The organism is Streptomyces flavochromogenes (assembly GCF_000717595.1).
Taxonomy (GTDB): Bacteria; Actinomycetota; Actinomycetes; order Streptomycetales; family Streptomycetaceae; genus Streptomyces; species Streptomyces flavochromogenes.
Map to the genome: position 1 here is coordinate 284,867 of NZ_JNZO01000008.1, position 14,471 is coordinate 299,337.

Sequence of the window (14,471 nt, forward strand, 5' to 3'; positions counted from 1 at the left end):
GCTGTCATCAGGGTCGAGCACAAGCGCCATCAGCGGCTCCACGGCCTCCTGCATCTCGGAGGACCCTGCCAGGCTGTGACCGGCATCCGCCCGGTCTCGGCAGTCATCGCTTCACCCGAGTTCGCGGAGCGCCACGACGGCCGCACGCCGCAGGTCACTGTCCGCGAATGCGCCCGCCCCTCCCACGAATTCCGGCCGTGCTGCCGCTCATGAGGTACTCCCGCTGCCGTTGTCCGTGAGGCGGGTGCTCCCCGCTGCACACGATCCTGGTACCTCAAGCTTGATTGAGGTCAAGGGCGTTGCCCTGCCGGCTGGCGGGGCAGGTGGCGAACGGCTGAGGGCCGTCAGCCGGCCACGGCCTCGATGAGGGAGAACGGTGCGGCCTCCGTGAGGGGGGTGACCGATGTGACGGACAGGCCCGCGCGGTGGCACACGTCCTCGAAGTCCTTGCGGGTACGCTCCCTGCCACCCACGTTCACCAGCATGTTGAGGTCGCTCAAGTAGGTGATTCCGCCGTCGGTGCTGTCGGATTCCGCACGGGTGTCGACGATTTCGGGAAGCACGGGCTCCACGATCAGGACGAGGCCGCCGGGCGGCAGGACCGCGCGGCAGTGACTCAGGATCGTGACCGCCTGATCGTCCGTCCAGTCGTGCAGGACGCTCTTCATCAGATAGAGGTCCGAGCCCCCGGGCACCGAACGGAAGAAGTCCCCGGCGATCAGGGAGCAACGCCCGTCCAGCCCGCGCCGCGCCATCGTCCTCGGCGCCTCGGCCAGACCCTCCGCCGTGTCGAAGAGGACACCGGCGAGGCCCGGATGCGCGGTGAGTACACCGGCCAGGAGAGTGCCGTCGCCGCCACCGACGTCCGTGACGGTGGTGAACCTGCCGAAGCCGAACGCGTACGGCAGGGCGGAGGCCGTCTCCGAGGCGGCTTGGCTCATCGACGCGTTGAACTCCGCGGACAGCGTGGGGTGCTGGGCGAGGTGGCTGAAGAAGTCCGTGCCGAAGACGGCGTCGAACGCGACTCCGCCGGTGCGGACACTGTCGTCGAGGTGCTCCCAGGCGCGTACGATCGCCGGCTCGGTGAACATTCCCACGAACGACGTGAGCGAGTCGGGGCGGCCGGGGTCGAGGAGTGCGCCGGCGGGGGTCACCGAGAAGGAGTCGGGGGCGTGTTCCCGCAGCAGGCCGAGCCCGGTCAGGGCGCGCAGCAGTCGGGTCATGGGCTGGTGTTCGGCTCCGGCGTCGACGGCCACATCGGCGGCCCGGCGGGGCGCATCGCCCACCAGCTCCATCACCCTCAACCGGACCGCAGCGCGCAGGGTTTGCGCGGCCATGCTCCCGAACGCGAGCCGGACGATCAGATCACGGTCGGCCATGCCTGCTGCTCGGACGTCGATGTTCGCCACAGGTGCTTCCCTTCTTCGTGTGGTGGTACGTGGTTGAACCGGCGTGGACACTCGTCTGTGTGGCCGGTCGATCGGGCGCGGTCAGTCGGTGGACGTGGCCCCGCCGGCCAGGGCGCCCGGAGTGCATCCGGCGAGGGCCAGCACATCGCGATGGAGATGGGGCTGGTCGGCGTATCCGCACGCCAGGGCGACGTTGCCGGCGCTCTCGCCCGCGCGGAGCGCTCGGGCGGCGTGGTCGAAGCGGACCAGCATGGCGGCACGCTTGGGGGTGAGGCCGATCTGGGCACTGAACCTGGACCACAGCCGCTTGCGGCTCCATCCGCAGGACGCGGCGAGGTCACCGACCCGTATCCGGCCTCGACGGGCGACGATGGTCTCCCAGGCTGCGGCGACCTCGGGCGACATCGACGGTGCCCCCGCAGCCCGTCTCGTGAGGAACGCGTCCATCAGCGCGAGGCGTTCCTGCCACGTCGTGGCGTCGGTCAACTGCTCGCGGAGGCGTCGCTCGTGCCGCCCCCACACGTCCTCAAGAGCGGTGACGGAGCCGTCCAGTTCGCGTGGGGAGACGCCCAGCAGCGCATGGGCGGCCCGGGGCGAAAGACGCACCTCGACGCACTCGACGCGCTCGCCACGGATGCGGGCAGGGCCGGGCGACAGCGAGGCGACGAGACTCCTCATGGGCTGGTGTCCCCGGGCACTCTCCACCGTGACCGTGTTGTCCCCGAGCTCGATGACGACGATCACGGCGGGCTGGGGGAGCACCCGCAGATCCAGCCCGGCGGCCATGCGGTCACGGAATCCGGCCATCCTGACTCCGTCGAGGGATGCCCCGCCGAGGGGATGGGCGACCTCCCAGCCGTACTCGGCATCGCGATCCATGGGGGCGGCCTCCGCTTCGTGTCTGCGCATGCCTCTACCGTCGCCGACTTCAGCGGCCCTGTCTTGTACGAAAGTTCCACGGGTCCGCGAGGCGGATCAGACCGTCTCCGCCGGGCGGTGTCCTGTGCGTGCCGGTGAGCAGTGGTCGTCCGATGCGTCCCGGGGTGCCGCGGCGCAAGCGTGCCGGTCGCGGTCACCGGCCCGGGCACGGCAGTGGCGGCGAGTACCTGTGGTCTGCCGTGTCGGGGGAGAGGGGCAGGGGTATCGTCCCGCACGCCGAGCGCCTACCAGAGCTGACCGCCCTTCATGTAGGCCACGTGGGTGTCGTCCTTGGGGCAGACCAGGGAAGGCCAAACACCGCCCTCGGCGTCGACCGTCTGCGTGCTCCACCTGCCGGCCGCGTCTCCGTGCATCGCCCGCTTGGCCGGCTTCAGCTGTCCGTCGCCGTAGGCGACGCACAGCACGGACCCTTCGCCGACGCGACAGGCTGGACAGGCGTCATCTCGGAACTGCGGAGCAGCGGAATCCCGGTGATCGCCCCCTCGAACCCCCTGCGGGGCCTGACGTCGGACGCCGCCTGTCTCTCCGCCTTCCTGACGCAGGTCGAAGGCCCGGTCGTACTCGTCGGCCACGCGTACGGCGGTGCCCTGATCACCGTGGCCGGCGCCGCGGAGAACGTCGTGGGGCTCGTCTACGTGGCCGCCTGCGTGCCCCAAGAGGGTGAGAGCCTCGGCCGGCTCCAAGGAGGCTTCCCCGAGTCCCCGCTGACGGGCAGCCCGAAGGAGTGGACGGACCCGCTCCACGACGGCGGCTCCGCGGTCGAGGTCACGGGCGATCTCATGGTGGCCGAGGATCAACGCCCAAGACGGAGCGCGAGGCCCTCGGCCGCGTTGCCGCCCAGGGGAAACGGAATGTGGCCGATCACAGGTCCGGCCACGATCGCGGCCCCGCTGACCGGCTCGAAGCCGTGCTCGGCCATGAGACGGCTCGCGACCGGATTGGGCGTCCCGGGGCCGACGGCATGCCAGAGGGTCAGGTCCGTGCCGAGCCGTGTCATCGTGACGTTCTCGGCCCGAAGCAGGCGGCTGATCTCCTGCACCAGATCCATCCCGCGAAATTCCGTCGGAATGCGCTTGACGCGGCCGTTCTCCACGAGCAGCACGCCGCTCGCTTCGCTGCGGTCAACAGTCGTCCGGACGGGGGCGGACCAGCCCGCCGAGTGCGGTGCCGACGCGCTGTCCGCGCCGCCCTCCGAAGGCCTGGCCCTGACCAGCAGTCCTCCGACCAGCGCAGCCACCACCAGGGCCCCCGCCTCCAGGTAGGAGAGCAGAGGGTCGTCGTGCATGAAGAGGAGCCCGGCTCTGTGCCCGGCCGCTCCGGCGAGCAGCGCGAATCCGAGCTCGGCGCCCACATGCTGGTTCACCATGACGAGACCGGCTCGTCCGCCGGAGTCATGTGCGGCGACGCCGTCCATGATGGCCGAGTAGAGCACCGTGCCGGCCGTGCCGACACCGAGGCCGATGCAGATCACGGTGGGGTAGGCGCTGGAGACGGAGCCGCCCATGGCCAGCTGGACGAGCGGCCCGACCGCCGCGACGAGCAGACCCGACACCAGCAGGACGCGCGGCCCGACACGAGGCAGCAGCCGGGCGGAGATCAGCAAGGAGCCGACGAGGAAGGAGGCGGTCATCAGCACGAAGACCGCAACCGTGGGCACCGCTCCGACGTCGCTGTTCAGGAAGGCGTCGAGGGGCGCGATCACGGTCGACAGGGCAAGCCCGATCATGAACAGGGCGAGCGACGCGCCGAGGCTGTCGCGGGTCCTGGTCGGATAGGCCGGCAGGATCGCGCTCCGGGCCGTCGACTGCCGCCGGGCGAAGGCCGCGATCAGGAGGATGCCGCACACGAGGGCCACGGACGGGAGGGGGGCTCCCCAGCCTGCGGCCCCCGACTCCGCGAGGCCGAAGACGAGGGAAGCGACCCCGAATGCGCTCAACAGCGCGCCGGGCGTGTCGAAGCCGGCGGGGTTGCGGCCGCCGGGCCGGTCACGGACCAGGGTGGCCGTGCCGAGGAGGGCGATGAAGGCCAGCAGGACGGTGACGTACATGGACATGCGCCACGAGGCCAGCACGTATGTGAGCGGCACCGCGAGGAACATGGTCAGCGCGGAACCGCCGAGGCCGATCACGCCGTAGATCCCGAAGGCCCTCCTGCGTGCCCTCGGCTCGGTGAACTGCGCGGCGACCAGGCCGAGGGACGCCGGGGTGATCAGGGCGGCGAAGACGCCTTTGAAGACCTGGCTCCAGACCAGGACGGCCGGCCCGGGGGACACCGCGCCGACCGCGGTGCTCACCGCGAAACCGGTCAGGCCGATGAGCAGCGTCGCCTTGCGGCCGATGAGGTCCGCGAGGTGCCCGCCGACGAGGAGCAGCGCACCGAAGGCCAGGGCATAGCCGACGTACATCCATTGCTCGGAGGAGCGGCCCATGCCCAGGTCGGCGCTGATTGCGAACAGCAGCCGGGGCGTCGTCATCGCCAGGTCGAGCAGCACGACCAGTTGCGCGAGCATTCCCATCGCAAGGCCCCACCAGCGCCGGGTACGAGGGCCCCCGTCGTCGCCCGCCGGGCCGACGGGCGCGGGCGTGACCAGGGCGCCGGGCGGTGGGGTCGCGGGCGGTCCGAATCCCCCCACGGGGCCGGAGCCGGCCGCAGCCGTCGGATCGTACGGGTTCGGAACGTACGGAGCCGGCGGTGAAGCCGGCGGCAGAGGGTACGAGGTCGGCTGGGGCAGAGCGGCCGAGAAGGCGGCCTGGGCCCGTGGATCCGGTTGCGTGCCTCGCACCTGCGGGGTGAAGTCCAGCAACTCCGCTGCCCGGCGCCCCAGGTGGGCCAGTACCGACCCGGGCAGCCACTCCTCGGCCCGGTTCGTCACCGTGCGCTCCACCACCTGCGCGGGCGTGGGCCGCTTCGTCGGGTCCTTGTCCAGGCAGGCGCGCACGAGCGCGACGAGCGAATCGGGCACGCCGGTGAGGTCCGCCTCCTCTTCGGCGATCCGGAAGAGGTGCGCGTTCAGTCCGGTGTCCGTGGCGCCGAAGAGAAGGCGCCCCGTGGCGGCGTAGACGAGGACCGCGCCCAGGCAGAAGATGTCATTGGCCGGGGTCAGTTCGTGGCCGCGGACCTGCTCCGGAGACATGAAGCCGGGGGAGCCGATCAGCATGCCGGTGCGGGTGAGCAGGCTGTCCCCGCCGATGCTGTCGAGGGCACGGGCGATCCCGAAGTCGATGACCCGAGGGCCGTCGACGGTCACCAGCACGTTCGAGGGCTTCAGGTCGCGGTGGATCAGGCCCGCTTCGTGCACCGTCTGCAGGGCGAGGGCGAGACGGTTGGCGAGGGTGTGAACCGAGTGCTCGGGCAGCGGGCCGAATTCCTTGCCGACCACGGTGGTCAAGTCGGGGCCGGGTATGTACTGGGTCGCCACCCAGGGCACGGCCGCCTCGGTGTCCGCGTCCAGGACAGCAGCCGTCCAGGCGCCGCCCACCCGCCTGGCCGCGGCGACCTCGCGGGTGAACCGCCTGCGGAACTCGGGGTGCTGGGCGTGGTCGGCCTGTACGACCTTCACCGCGACCGTACGGCCGAGATCGGACCGGCCCAGGTAGACCAGGCCCATCCCGCCCTCGCCGAGGCGGGCTATCAGGCGGTAGGGGCCGATGTGTGTGGGGTCCTGCTCCGTCAGCTGTTCCACGGTGAAGAGGTCAGCCCTTCACGTCGGAGTTCAGCTGGTGGCCGAACTCTGTGTTCAGACGTTCCCCGTCGGGTCGATCAATGTCGTGCGCGATCTCTTCCTCGGCCATGCGGCGATCCCCCGTCGATCGGATGAGGAGATCCAAAATAGAGCAACTGCCCTTGCCGCCGCCCTGGCTTGCCGCAAAGACGACCCCGGATCACGGCAGGCGACGTAGGACCGCGGCGGCAACGTACGCCGTTCCCGTGCCGCCGGGGACGACCGGGTGAGTCCGACCCGGCCGGCCCCGGCGAACCGGCTCACTTGGACTGCGTGGAGAGACTCACACCACTGAAGTCCCGCGCGGCGGCGAGGCTGAAGTAGACCCAGCCGGACGGCGGGTTGTCGATCGTGAGCGTCTCGCCGTTGCCGGGCCTGACGGACTTCGCCGCGTAGCTGCCGGTGGTGGCCCAGTTGCTGCCGCCGTAGTACAGGTCGGCGTTGCCGGTGCCGCCGCTGCTCGTGATGGTCAGCTGCTTCACGCCGGCGGGCAGGTACACGAAGTGGTAGCTGTAATTGCCGGTGGCGGCCGCGAGATCGTCCCGGCGGCAGTTCTGGTCGAACTGGCGGGGGTCGCCGATCGTGCAGAGCGGGGCGGGCGCCGTCAAGGCGGCCTCCGGCAGCGCACCGCAGTCGTCGGTCGCGCAGGTGGTCGTCAGCCAGTTCGCGAAGTCCGCGTCGTAGCGGGTGCCGATGGTCTCCTTCAGGAAGGAACGGGCCCCGGTCCAGTCTCCGGCGCGGTACTTGTCCAGCACGGTCTCGACGTCGGCCGGGTGCGCCTGGAGCATGTAGCGGACCGCGAGGAAGCCCCAGCGGTACACCCGGTTCGAGTTGACCTCGGGGTCCTCTTCCTGGCCGTAGACGGTGTCGAACAGCTCGCTCAGCTTGTACGTGTTCTTGCGGGCCTCGGCGATCGCGTCGGCGTTGCGCTCGCCGCGGTAGCCGAACGAGATGTTCTCGGCGATGCCCTCGACCCACCAGATGGTCGGCGTGGTCATGCCCGCCTCGAAGTCGCCGTACATGGTGTAGCGGCCGTCGAGGTAGTGGGTGTACTCGTGGTTGAGGTTCCAGATCTGGAAGTCCGGGCGCAGCCAGTGAGCCTCGTGGGCGATGAAGCGGGCCTGGTTGCCGGCGGCGGCCGGGTCGCCCTCCTCGTACATGCCGCCGTTGTCGACGTCGATGTTGTAGATGGCCCAGGCGTACAGGGCGTACTGGGTGTAGTCGTCGAAGACGACGACCTCCAGGTCGGTGTTCACGTCACCGGGGATCGCACCCTTGTCGCCGATGATCCGGTGGAAGTAGGCGTCCTGCTCGACGAGGCTCGTACAGGTGCTTCCCAGCTGGCCCGGAGACATGTCCTGGGCGCGGATCCTCAGGTCCGGGGTGCACGTGTGCTGGATCGGCAGGATCGCCGGGAGCACGCGCTCGCCCAGGTCGCAGATGGCATAGGCCGCGCAGTTGTTCCTGTCGTACTGGCGTGTGTACCAGCCGAGGTTCATGGTGATCGGCGCGGTGGGGCCGACGTTCGGGTAGCGGTTGATCAGGTCCTTGAGCAGAGGGCGGAGCCGGTCCTTCAGCTCGGGGACGTCGAGGGCGTGGCCGAGGTAGCGGCCGACGTTGCTGACGACGTCCAGGCGGTTCAGCTGCGCGCCGTTGCGCGTGATGAAGCCGGCCCAGGTGTCCAGGATCGTGGGGTCGGCCTTGAGGGCCGCGCGCCAGCCACGGGCGTCGCCCTTGGCCTTGAATCCGTTCTCGACGACCCACTCGACGTGCTGCATGGCCAGGTTCATCTGGCCGGGCCAGGTGCCGTCGTAGCCGCCGAGCATCCACTTGACGACACCGGCGTACCGCCCGGCCGTGTGGGTGCTGTCGATCAGCGTGACGACCTCGTTGAGGATCTCGCCGTTGGCGTCGGTGACGTCCTTGCTGCGAGGGGAGGCGAAGAACGCGTCCAGCGCGCCGCGGGCCGCGGTGTCCAGCGCCGTGCCGTAGTCGCCGACGGCGTCCGCGTTGTTGTCCTGGACGTAGTAGCCGGCGCGCAGGAACAGCACCAGCTGACCGATTGCGGCGGTGTTGTCGCCCGAGTACGTGACCGAGGCGTCGCGCAGCGCGTTGGCGACGGTCACCATCTGGGCCTCGTGGAAGGCCTTGCGCGCGTTCTCCCCGGTGAGGTTGAACAGCGGGTACGTGCAGTTGATCCGGGGGAGGGACGTGAGCTGCTGGACCAACAGACTGCCGGTGGCGTCGATGACGCCGGTGAGGTCGCCGCACTCGTCCGTCGCGGCGCCCGAGGACTGCTTGCCGACCTTGACGGACCTGACGGTCGGGGCGGGTGCCGGGGCGGACTCCTCGGTGCTGTCCTGCGAGGAGATCCGGAAGCGGGGGCTGCTGCTTATCGCGTCGGGCGACGTGGGCACCGGGATCGACCGCGGCGCCGAGGACGTGGGTCCCTGCGCGCTCGCACGGGTCGCCGTGGGGGCGTCGGCGGAGGCGGCTCGGCCTGGCGGGGTGAACAGGCCGAGCGTGATGAAGACGGCTGCGCCGAGCGCGGGAAGTCTGCGCGCGTTGGCTCTCGATATCCGGAACGGATGCATCTGTGGGGGCCTCCGGGGCCGTTGAAGCCACGTGTCGGGGAACGCGGCAATGATGTGTGACATGTAAAATTGCATAGACCTCCCTTCGTCGGAAGGGCTTGAGCCGGATTCATCGGCTTCGGCAACGCAAACGTCGTCAACTTCCGGTGCTGGACTGCGCCGACCCTCCCGAGCGGCCCACGAGCCGGGGCGCCTCGATGCCCGGACGTACGCCGGTGTGCGCGGCCCGCAAGAGCTGCCGCCGGCGGTCCCGGAGTGCGACGACGGGCAGGGCTGTGAGAGCGCCGGGTCCCGCCCGGCCTTCACTGGGCGAGCGCCCGGATGCCCTGCCCCCGCCGTGCTTCAGTCCGTCTCCGGCGCAGGGTCCCGCGTCGAGCGGGCCTCTGAACGCCTGGCCTGCAGTGCGGCTCTCGCCGCGGCGACCTCCTGCGCCACCTGCTCGGTGAGCAGACGTACCCGAGCCTCACGCTCCGCACCGGTCAAGCCGGTGAGGCCCAGCCTGAAGTCACGTTCCTCCTGGGACACACGCCCCTCCTCTCCTCGGCCGACGTCATCGACCGGACATCTGAACTCGACGCACGCGCGCCAGAGGCCGGCGAAGGCCGACTCCTCGATGGTGCACCGCTGCAGCACGGCCCGGGCTCCACTCGGAAGACTGAAGCAGCGTTTCTGCATCCGGTGTCATCAAACAGGGCAACAACCCGTGCCAGGCGATCCCTTCAGGCGGAAGACCACCGTGGACAGTCCCTCCTTTTTCCCTGCCTCCTCCCTCTCGTCCGCACCCCCGGCAGGAAGACGCTGTGCGGCGATGTCCAGGAGACCGCGGAGTACGCCGAGTTCCACCACGAGCTGCGCACCCTGTTCGCCAAGGACGACGCCTTCCGCGCCTCGGTGGAGGCCTTCGGCCGTGCCTATCACGCCAAGCACTCCGCCACGGTCGACGACGCGGAACTCCGGCGACGCGTCGACACCTCCAGCGCCTATTTCCTGGAGGAGTTCGCCGTCTTCTGCTGCCGCACCCGCCGCGACCTGCCGGTCATGGTGCACCCCGGGCAGTTCAGCACCCTCGCCGAGATCGCCGCCGGGCGCCATCCCCAGGCACCCGACGAACTCCGCGAGCTGACCCTCGTCTCCCGCCGCGTACAGGGCCGGTAGCGCGGGCCCGTCCACCACCGCGAAAACCTGTGGAACGGCGGCACCGCGCGCCCGTACTGTGCTGCCGAGCCACGTCGTCGAGCCAAGGGCAGGCCGTTGTACACCGTCTGAGACCCCCCGAGCGCTGAATCGTCGCGCGTCGCGCCCTGCGCGCCGCGCTCCTTTTTGCTGCGGATCTCTCACTGAAACCGGTGTACTCCTGTGCTCAACAGCTGGGTGGTCATGCCCACCTGCCTTCCTGCGGTCCTCCGCCGTTGCCACACCTGCGGATCCGAACGCTTCCGGGCGAACGGCAAGATCCGTGTCAACGCGCACCACAAGCTCCTCGACGCCTGGCTTCTCGTGCTCTGCACCTCCTGCGGGGAGACGGCGAAGCTCACGGTCCTGGAGCGGGCGAACGTCCGTTCCGTACGACCTGAGCTGCTCGACCGGATGCACGACAACGACCGGGGTCTGGCGGCCGAGCTGCTCCAGGATCCGGCCCTACGGCGCCGCAACCGCGTCGCCCTCGACTGGGACGGTGCCTGGCGCCTCGACACCGGCGGATCGGATCACCTGGGCGGCGAGGCCGTCGATGTCTCGGTCCGCTTCGCCGCGCCGATTCCCGTACGGCCGGTCCGGCTGATCGCCGAAGGCTTCGGTCTGTCACGGGCCGAGGTCGAGAGACTGGTCGCGGAGGGCAGGCTCGTCTCGGCGGACCGGCTGAGCGGCCTGCTCTCCGGCGACTTCAGCTTCGTGCTCAAGCGCTGAGTCCTCCACGGAACCGGGGGCCTGTCCGGCTGCGACCGCCGCCGGACAGGCCCGAGGCGCCCCTCAGGGGTGTCTTGCCGATCAAGCCGGGCGCACGGCGCGATCGACAAGACACCCCCTAGTCCTGCCAGTAGAAGAGAGCCGTGTCGACCGTGACGGCGTTCCGTCCGCCGAAGTAGTAGACGCAGAGGTCCGTGACCCGGATCGCGCCCGTCTCCCCGTCGATCCAGCGGAAACCCGCCGACTCGAGCGCTCGCCGGGCGGCGTCGGAAAACTCGTACTCGGCGGTCGCGAACGGGCCGAGGGTGCTGATCTGGAGCCGGTCCCCGCCGACCTCGATCACATGGTACGTCCCGTCCCCCTGTTGGTTGTCCTCACCGCAGGAGACCGGCGGCTTCGGCGCCAGGCCGGCCTCGGTGAGAGCGGCCGTCGCCCGGCGGAGCTGATCGTCCACGTCAGGGCCGGCGGGCGGCTCGGCGCAGACGGCCTCGAGCCGCCACCGCGGGTCGCTCAGCCGCTCGCAGCCGGGACCGTACTCGTGGACGATCGCAGCGCGGAGCTCCTCGTCCAGTCCCTCGACCTCGACCCGTGGGCGCCCCAGACGTTCGTAGACCGCCTTGGCCTCGGCCCTGTCCTCGGTGAGGCGGTACAGCGCGCACGCCGCCCAGACCTTCGCCTCGGTCGTCGGCGCCTCGTCGAGGTAGGCGCGCAGACGGTCCGCGTCGGTCGCGAGCGACTGCGCGACGTACGCGACCCGCCGGTCCGGGTCCGCGAGCGCGTAGGTCACGTCCTCGTCGGCGCGATACCGCATCCAGACGTGGAACTCCCGGTCCTCTGGGCGCTCCTCGCCGAGCTGGGTCAGGATCGCCTCCGCTCCGTACCGGTCCACGAGACCGTCCAGGCCGGCATCGCCCGCGTCGCGGGAGTGCCGCCACGGCGAGGCGGCGATCGTCGCCAGCTCCCGCGCGGCCGAGCGGTCCCCGAGCAGGCCCCGCGCCTTCAGGAAGGCGTCGCCCATGCCGTACGCGGTGTCGGACGCGCGGTCCTCGTGCCGGAGCCACGGCAGCAGCTCCGGCCGGTCGGCGAGCAGGTCGAGGAGGGCCCTGCGCACCTCGGGGGTCTCCCGAGGGTCCTGGACGCGCGCGATCAGCTCGGGGACGTACCGCTCGGGGACCCGGCCGGTCAGCGCGATCACGCACGGCCTGTGGCGCCACCAGGGATTCCCGGGGTCCGCCACGTACCGTGCGAGTTCCTCGGCGTCGACCTCCCGCAGACCTGCGGTGTCGGCGGATCCGGCCTGCGGTATCAGGTCCTCGATGCTTCGCATCCGGGGATGCTACTGCCCCCGCAACGCCCTGAGCAGGCCCATTTCACCGGCGCGCGCACGGTCTGGCCGATGGGGACACCATGGACGTATGACGCTGCCCGGCGAGCGCGGCCTCGCCGTCGTCGAGGCGCCGTCCGTGCTCGGGCTGCGGCCGTCCGGGGTGCAGGAGCTGCCGGATGCCGTACTCGGCGGAGTGGCGCGGGTCGCGCGGGTCGAACCGCCCGCGTACCAACCGGTGCGGGACGCCGGCACCGGCGTGCTCAACCCCGGCGGGATCGCGCGGTACTCCGTACAGCTGGCGGACGTCGTCGGCGAGGTGCTCGACTCCGGGCGCTTTCCCGTCGTCCTGGGCGGCGACTGCAGCATCCTGCTCGGGAACCTGCTCGCCCTGCGGCGCAGGGGGCGTTACGGACTGCTGTTCCTCGACGGACACACGGACTTCTACCAGCCGTCCGCCGAGCCCACCGGCGAGGTCGCGTCCATGGAACTGGCCCTGGCCACCGGGCGCGGCCCCCGGCTGCTCGCCGATCTGGAGGGCCGTGGGCCGCTGGTGCGGGACGAGGACGTCGTCGCGTTCGGGTTCCGGGACGCCGACGAGTCCGCCGCGGCGGGGAGCCGGCCGCTCCCGCCGACGCTGTACGCCCTCGCCCTCGACGACGTGCGCGCGGCCGGTACGGGTGAGGCCGCGCGGGGCGCCGTCGCCCGGCTCGCCGAGCGCGACGGGTACTGGGTCCACCTCGACGTCGACGTCCTGGACGACGCGATCATGCCCGCCGTCGACTACCGGCAGCCCGGGGGGCTGAGCTGGGCCGAGCTGGAGGGCGTGCTGAGGACGGCCCTGGGCCACGAGCGTGCCGTAGGGTTCGACGTCACGATCTTCAACCCACGGCTCGACCCCGACGGGACGATCGCCGGCCGCCTGACCGACTGCCTGCGGCGGGCCCTGGTGGCCGGGGTCCCGCCGGTCTAGTGCTCCGGCGGTCCGCAACCCCGCCGACCCGTGCACGGGGGCCCGGAGCGTCGGGCGGACAGGCTCGGGTGTGGCGCGGCTCCCCGGCTGTCGTCAGCGCCGCCCTCCCCGCCTGCGTCGTATCCAGATCCCGGCGGCGGCTCCGGCGAGCGAGGCGACCGCGAGCCCGACCGTGGTCAGCCAGGGACCCCAGGTCTCCTCGTCCTTGTCCTCGGCCGCGGAGCGAGACGTCGACGGGGACCGGGAAGCCTCCGGAGCCTGCGATGTCTCCTGCGCCCCTGGAGGAGTGTGGGACGGTGTGGCTGCGGTCCCGCCCGGAGCCGACGAGGCACCGGGCGACGAGGAGACCGCCGCAACCGTCAACCGCCGCTCGGCGTGCCCCAGTGCGGGCTGTCCGGCCGCGACCGTGACCTTCCAGATGCCGGTCGGCAGGGCCTCGGCGGTGGTCCAGTCGGTCGGGTGGGGGCCCCGGACGAGTTTCCAAGGGCCCGCCGTACGGAGGCCGTCCGTGCTGACAGCGCTGACCAGCGCGGCGACCTTCTCGTCGACGGCGTCGCCGTCGTTCTCCCAGGTCACCTTGGTCAGGACGTGGCCGTCCCGGTGACCGGTGATGACCACTTCCAGGTTGTCGCCGTGCGCGGCGGCGGGCTGCGGCAGGGTGAGTCCGAGGACGAGCGCTGTGGTGAGGGCGAGTGCGGGTCGGGTGGCGGTGTGCATGGCGGTGCTCCGGTCCGGTGATGGAGGGAAGGCGTGGGCTCGCGTCGCTGGGGCCGACGAGACGTGGGGCCGCGAGGCGCGGGGGCCGGCGAGGGCGGGCCGCCGGTCGGCGGCCCGCCCGAGGTACGGCGGATGCGACGTGCGGGCCGGCTCAGCCGGCCCGGCGGGCCGTCCAGATCTGCGCCGGCCGTCCGTCCACGCGCTGGAGGTCGAGCAGCCAGGATCCGTAGTACGGGCGGCTGCTGACGGTCAGGGCATAGGTTCCGCTCCGGTCGGTGAGCGTGACCGCGCCGTTCGCCACCGTCATCCGCCACTGCTGGGCGGAGGAGCCGGCGGCACAGGGCTGCTGGGCCACCCACATGCCGGGGGCAGGCGTGCCGCCGGGCTGCAGGCACTTGGCGGAGGCCGCCGACCGGACGCGTACGAGACCGCTGCCCGCGTCGTCGAAGTACCACTGCTGCTGCTCGTACCCGTTGCTCTGAGCACCGACCAGGACCGTGCCGTCGGCGCTCCGGCCGCCCCACAACTGGGCGCTCAGCCCGGTGCTGCCGTTGGAGAGCAGATAGCGGGTGCCGGGGGTGGTGGTGCCGCCCGCCCCGGCGGTACGGAAGCTCGTCGCGCGGCCCGGTCCGCTGTCACGGCCCTGGCTGTCGCGGACGGAGACGGCGGCGGTGTGCGAGGTGCCGGGCCGCAGGTTGTAGATCCGCAGTGCGGTGCCCTGGACCCAGGTGAGGTGCCTGCCGTCGAGGAGTACCTGGTACCAGGACGCTCCACTGACCCGCGGCCAGCTCACCACGACGGAGTCCGCCTGGATCTGGCCCACCGTCACGTCCGGTCCGGCGCCGGGTCGCGGCCCGGTCGGCGTGGGTGTGGGGGTGGGGGTGGGGGT

General features: G+C 71.3%; 12 protein-coding genes and 1 pseudogene. 4 read left to right on the forward strand and 9 right to left on the reverse strand.

The genetic code is table 11. The annotated features are described in order from the left end of the window. Positions 1 to 344: 344 nt before the first annotated feature. From IF00_RS0112345 to IF00_RS45580, 3 genes are all read right to left on the reverse strand, one after another. The gene (locus IF00_RS0112345; RefSeq protein ID WP_030317353.1) at positions 345 to 1,409 is read right to left on the reverse strand and encodes a methyltransferase; all 1,065 of its coding nucleotides are present in this window, start codon (positions 1,407 to 1,409) and stop codon (positions 345 to 347) included. 81 nt (positions 1,410 to 1,490) lie between these two features. Next, positions 1,491 to 2,318 (reverse strand): helix-turn-helix transcriptional regulator, encoded by an 828-nt coding sequence (locus IF00_RS0112350; protein WP_037638025.1) that lies wholly within the window; start codon positions 2,316 to 2,318, stop codon positions 1,491 to 1,493. A gap of 254 nt (positions 2,319 to 2,572) precedes the next feature. Further along, positions 2,573 to 2,752 (reverse strand): hypothetical protein, encoded by a 180-nt coding sequence (locus IF00_RS45580; protein ID WP_158710450.1) that lies wholly within the window; start codon positions 2,750 to 2,752, stop codon positions 2,573 to 2,575. Between IF00_RS45580 and IF00_RS43610 the strand changes: the two are divergent. Further along, positions 2,723 to 3,118 (forward strand): annotated as a pseudogene (locus IF00_RS43610) (alpha/beta fold hydrolase); the annotation flags it as partial. The gene IF00_RS45580 and the pseudogene IF00_RS43610 sit on opposite strands and share 30 nt — an antisense overlap. A gap of 23 nt (positions 3,119 to 3,141) precedes the next feature. Here IF00_RS43610 and IF00_RS47805 read toward each other — a convergent pair. From IF00_RS47805 to IF00_RS45585, 3 genes are all read right to left on the reverse strand, one after another. After that, positions 3,142 to 6,030: an MFS transporter gene (locus IF00_RS47805; protein WP_051820147.1), complete on the reverse strand. Its 2,889-nt coding sequence runs from the start codon at positions 6,028 to 6,030 to the stop codon at positions 3,142 to 3,144. Between the two features lie 299 nt (positions 6,031 to 6,329). Beyond that, the gene (locus tag IF00_RS0112370; protein WP_051820149.1) at positions 6,330 to 8,663 is read right to left on the reverse strand and encodes a M9 family metallopeptidase; all 2,334 of its coding nucleotides are present in this window, start codon (positions 8,661 to 8,663) and stop codon (positions 6,330 to 6,332) included. 342 nt (positions 8,664 to 9,005) lie between these two features. Then, entirely contained in the window at positions 9,006 to 9,188 is a 183-nt protein-coding gene (locus IF00_RS45585; protein WP_158710451.1) for a hypothetical protein, read from the reverse strand. Between the two features lie 153 nt (positions 9,189 to 9,341). Between IF00_RS45585 and IF00_RS45590 the strand changes: the two genes are divergently transcribed. Both IF00_RS45590 and IF00_RS0112385 read left to right on the forward strand, forming a co-directional pair. Beyond that, positions 9,342 to 9,818, forward strand: coding sequence for a tRNA-dependent cyclodipeptide synthase (locus IF00_RS45590; RefSeq protein ID WP_051820151.1), 477 nt, complete (start codon positions 9,342 to 9,344; stop codon positions 9,816 to 9,818). 201 nt (positions 9,819 to 10,019) lie between these two features. After that, a complete protein-coding gene (locus tag IF00_RS0112385; RefSeq protein WP_030317364.1) occupies positions 10,020 to 10,568 on the forward strand; it encodes a DUF1062 domain-containing protein in 549 nt (182 codons plus the stop codon). A 118-nt stretch (positions 10,569 to 10,686) separates the two neighbouring features. Here IF00_RS0112385 and IF00_RS0112390 read toward each other — a convergent pair whose 3' ends face one another. Then, positions 10,687 to 11,895, reverse strand: coding sequence for a hypothetical protein (locus tag IF00_RS0112390; RefSeq protein WP_030317366.1), 1,209 nt, complete (start codon positions 11,893 to 11,895; stop codon positions 10,687 to 10,689). 88 nt (positions 11,896 to 11,983) lie between these two features. On the opposite strand from IF00_RS0112390, the gene IF00_RS0112395 reads away from it, so the two are divergent. After that, positions 11,984 to 12,865 (forward strand): arginase family protein, encoded by an 882-nt coding sequence (locus IF00_RS0112395; RefSeq protein WP_037638028.1) that lies wholly within the window; start codon positions 11,984 to 11,986, stop codon positions 12,863 to 12,865. A 93-nt stretch (positions 12,866 to 12,958) separates the two neighbouring features. Here IF00_RS0112395 and IF00_RS45595 read toward each other — a convergent pair whose 3' ends face one another. Together IF00_RS45595 and IF00_RS0112405 are read right to left on the reverse strand one after the other, a co-directional pair. Continuing rightward, the gene (locus IF00_RS45595) at positions 12,959 to 13,582 is read right to left on the reverse strand and encodes a hypothetical protein (RefSeq protein ID WP_030317368.1); all 624 of its coding nucleotides are present in this window, start codon (positions 13,580 to 13,582) and stop codon (positions 12,959 to 12,961) included. Positions 13,583 to 13,733: 151 nt separating this feature from the next. After that, on the reverse strand, positions 13,734 to 14,471 hold a 738-nt coding region (locus IF00_RS0112405; RefSeq protein WP_030317370.1), incomplete at its 5' end, for an RICIN domain-containing protein.

What these genes read in the sequence shown, in the direction of transcription:
- IF00_RS0112350 (WP_037638025.1), bottom strand. Translation starts at nt 2,318, where the DNA reads ATGCGCAGACACGAAGCGGAGGCCGCCCCCATGGATCGCGATGCCGAG.
- IF00_RS0112370 (WP_051820149.1), bottom strand. Translation starts at nt 8,663, where the DNA reads ATGCATCCGTTCCGGATATCGAGAGCCAACGCGCGCAGACTTCCCGCG.
- IF00_RS0112390 (WP_030317366.1), bottom strand. Translation starts at nt 11,895, where the DNA reads ATGCGAAGCATCGAGGACCTGATACCGCAGGCCGGATCCGCCGACACC.
- IF00_RS0112395 (WP_037638028.1), top strand. Translation starts at nt 11,984, where the DNA reads ATGACGCTGCCCGGCGAGCGCGGCCTCGCCGTCGTCGAGGCGCCGTCC.
- IF00_RS45595 (WP_030317368.1), bottom strand. Translation starts at nt 13,582, where the DNA reads ATGCACACCGCCACCCGACCCGCACTCGCCCTCACCACAGCGCTCGTC.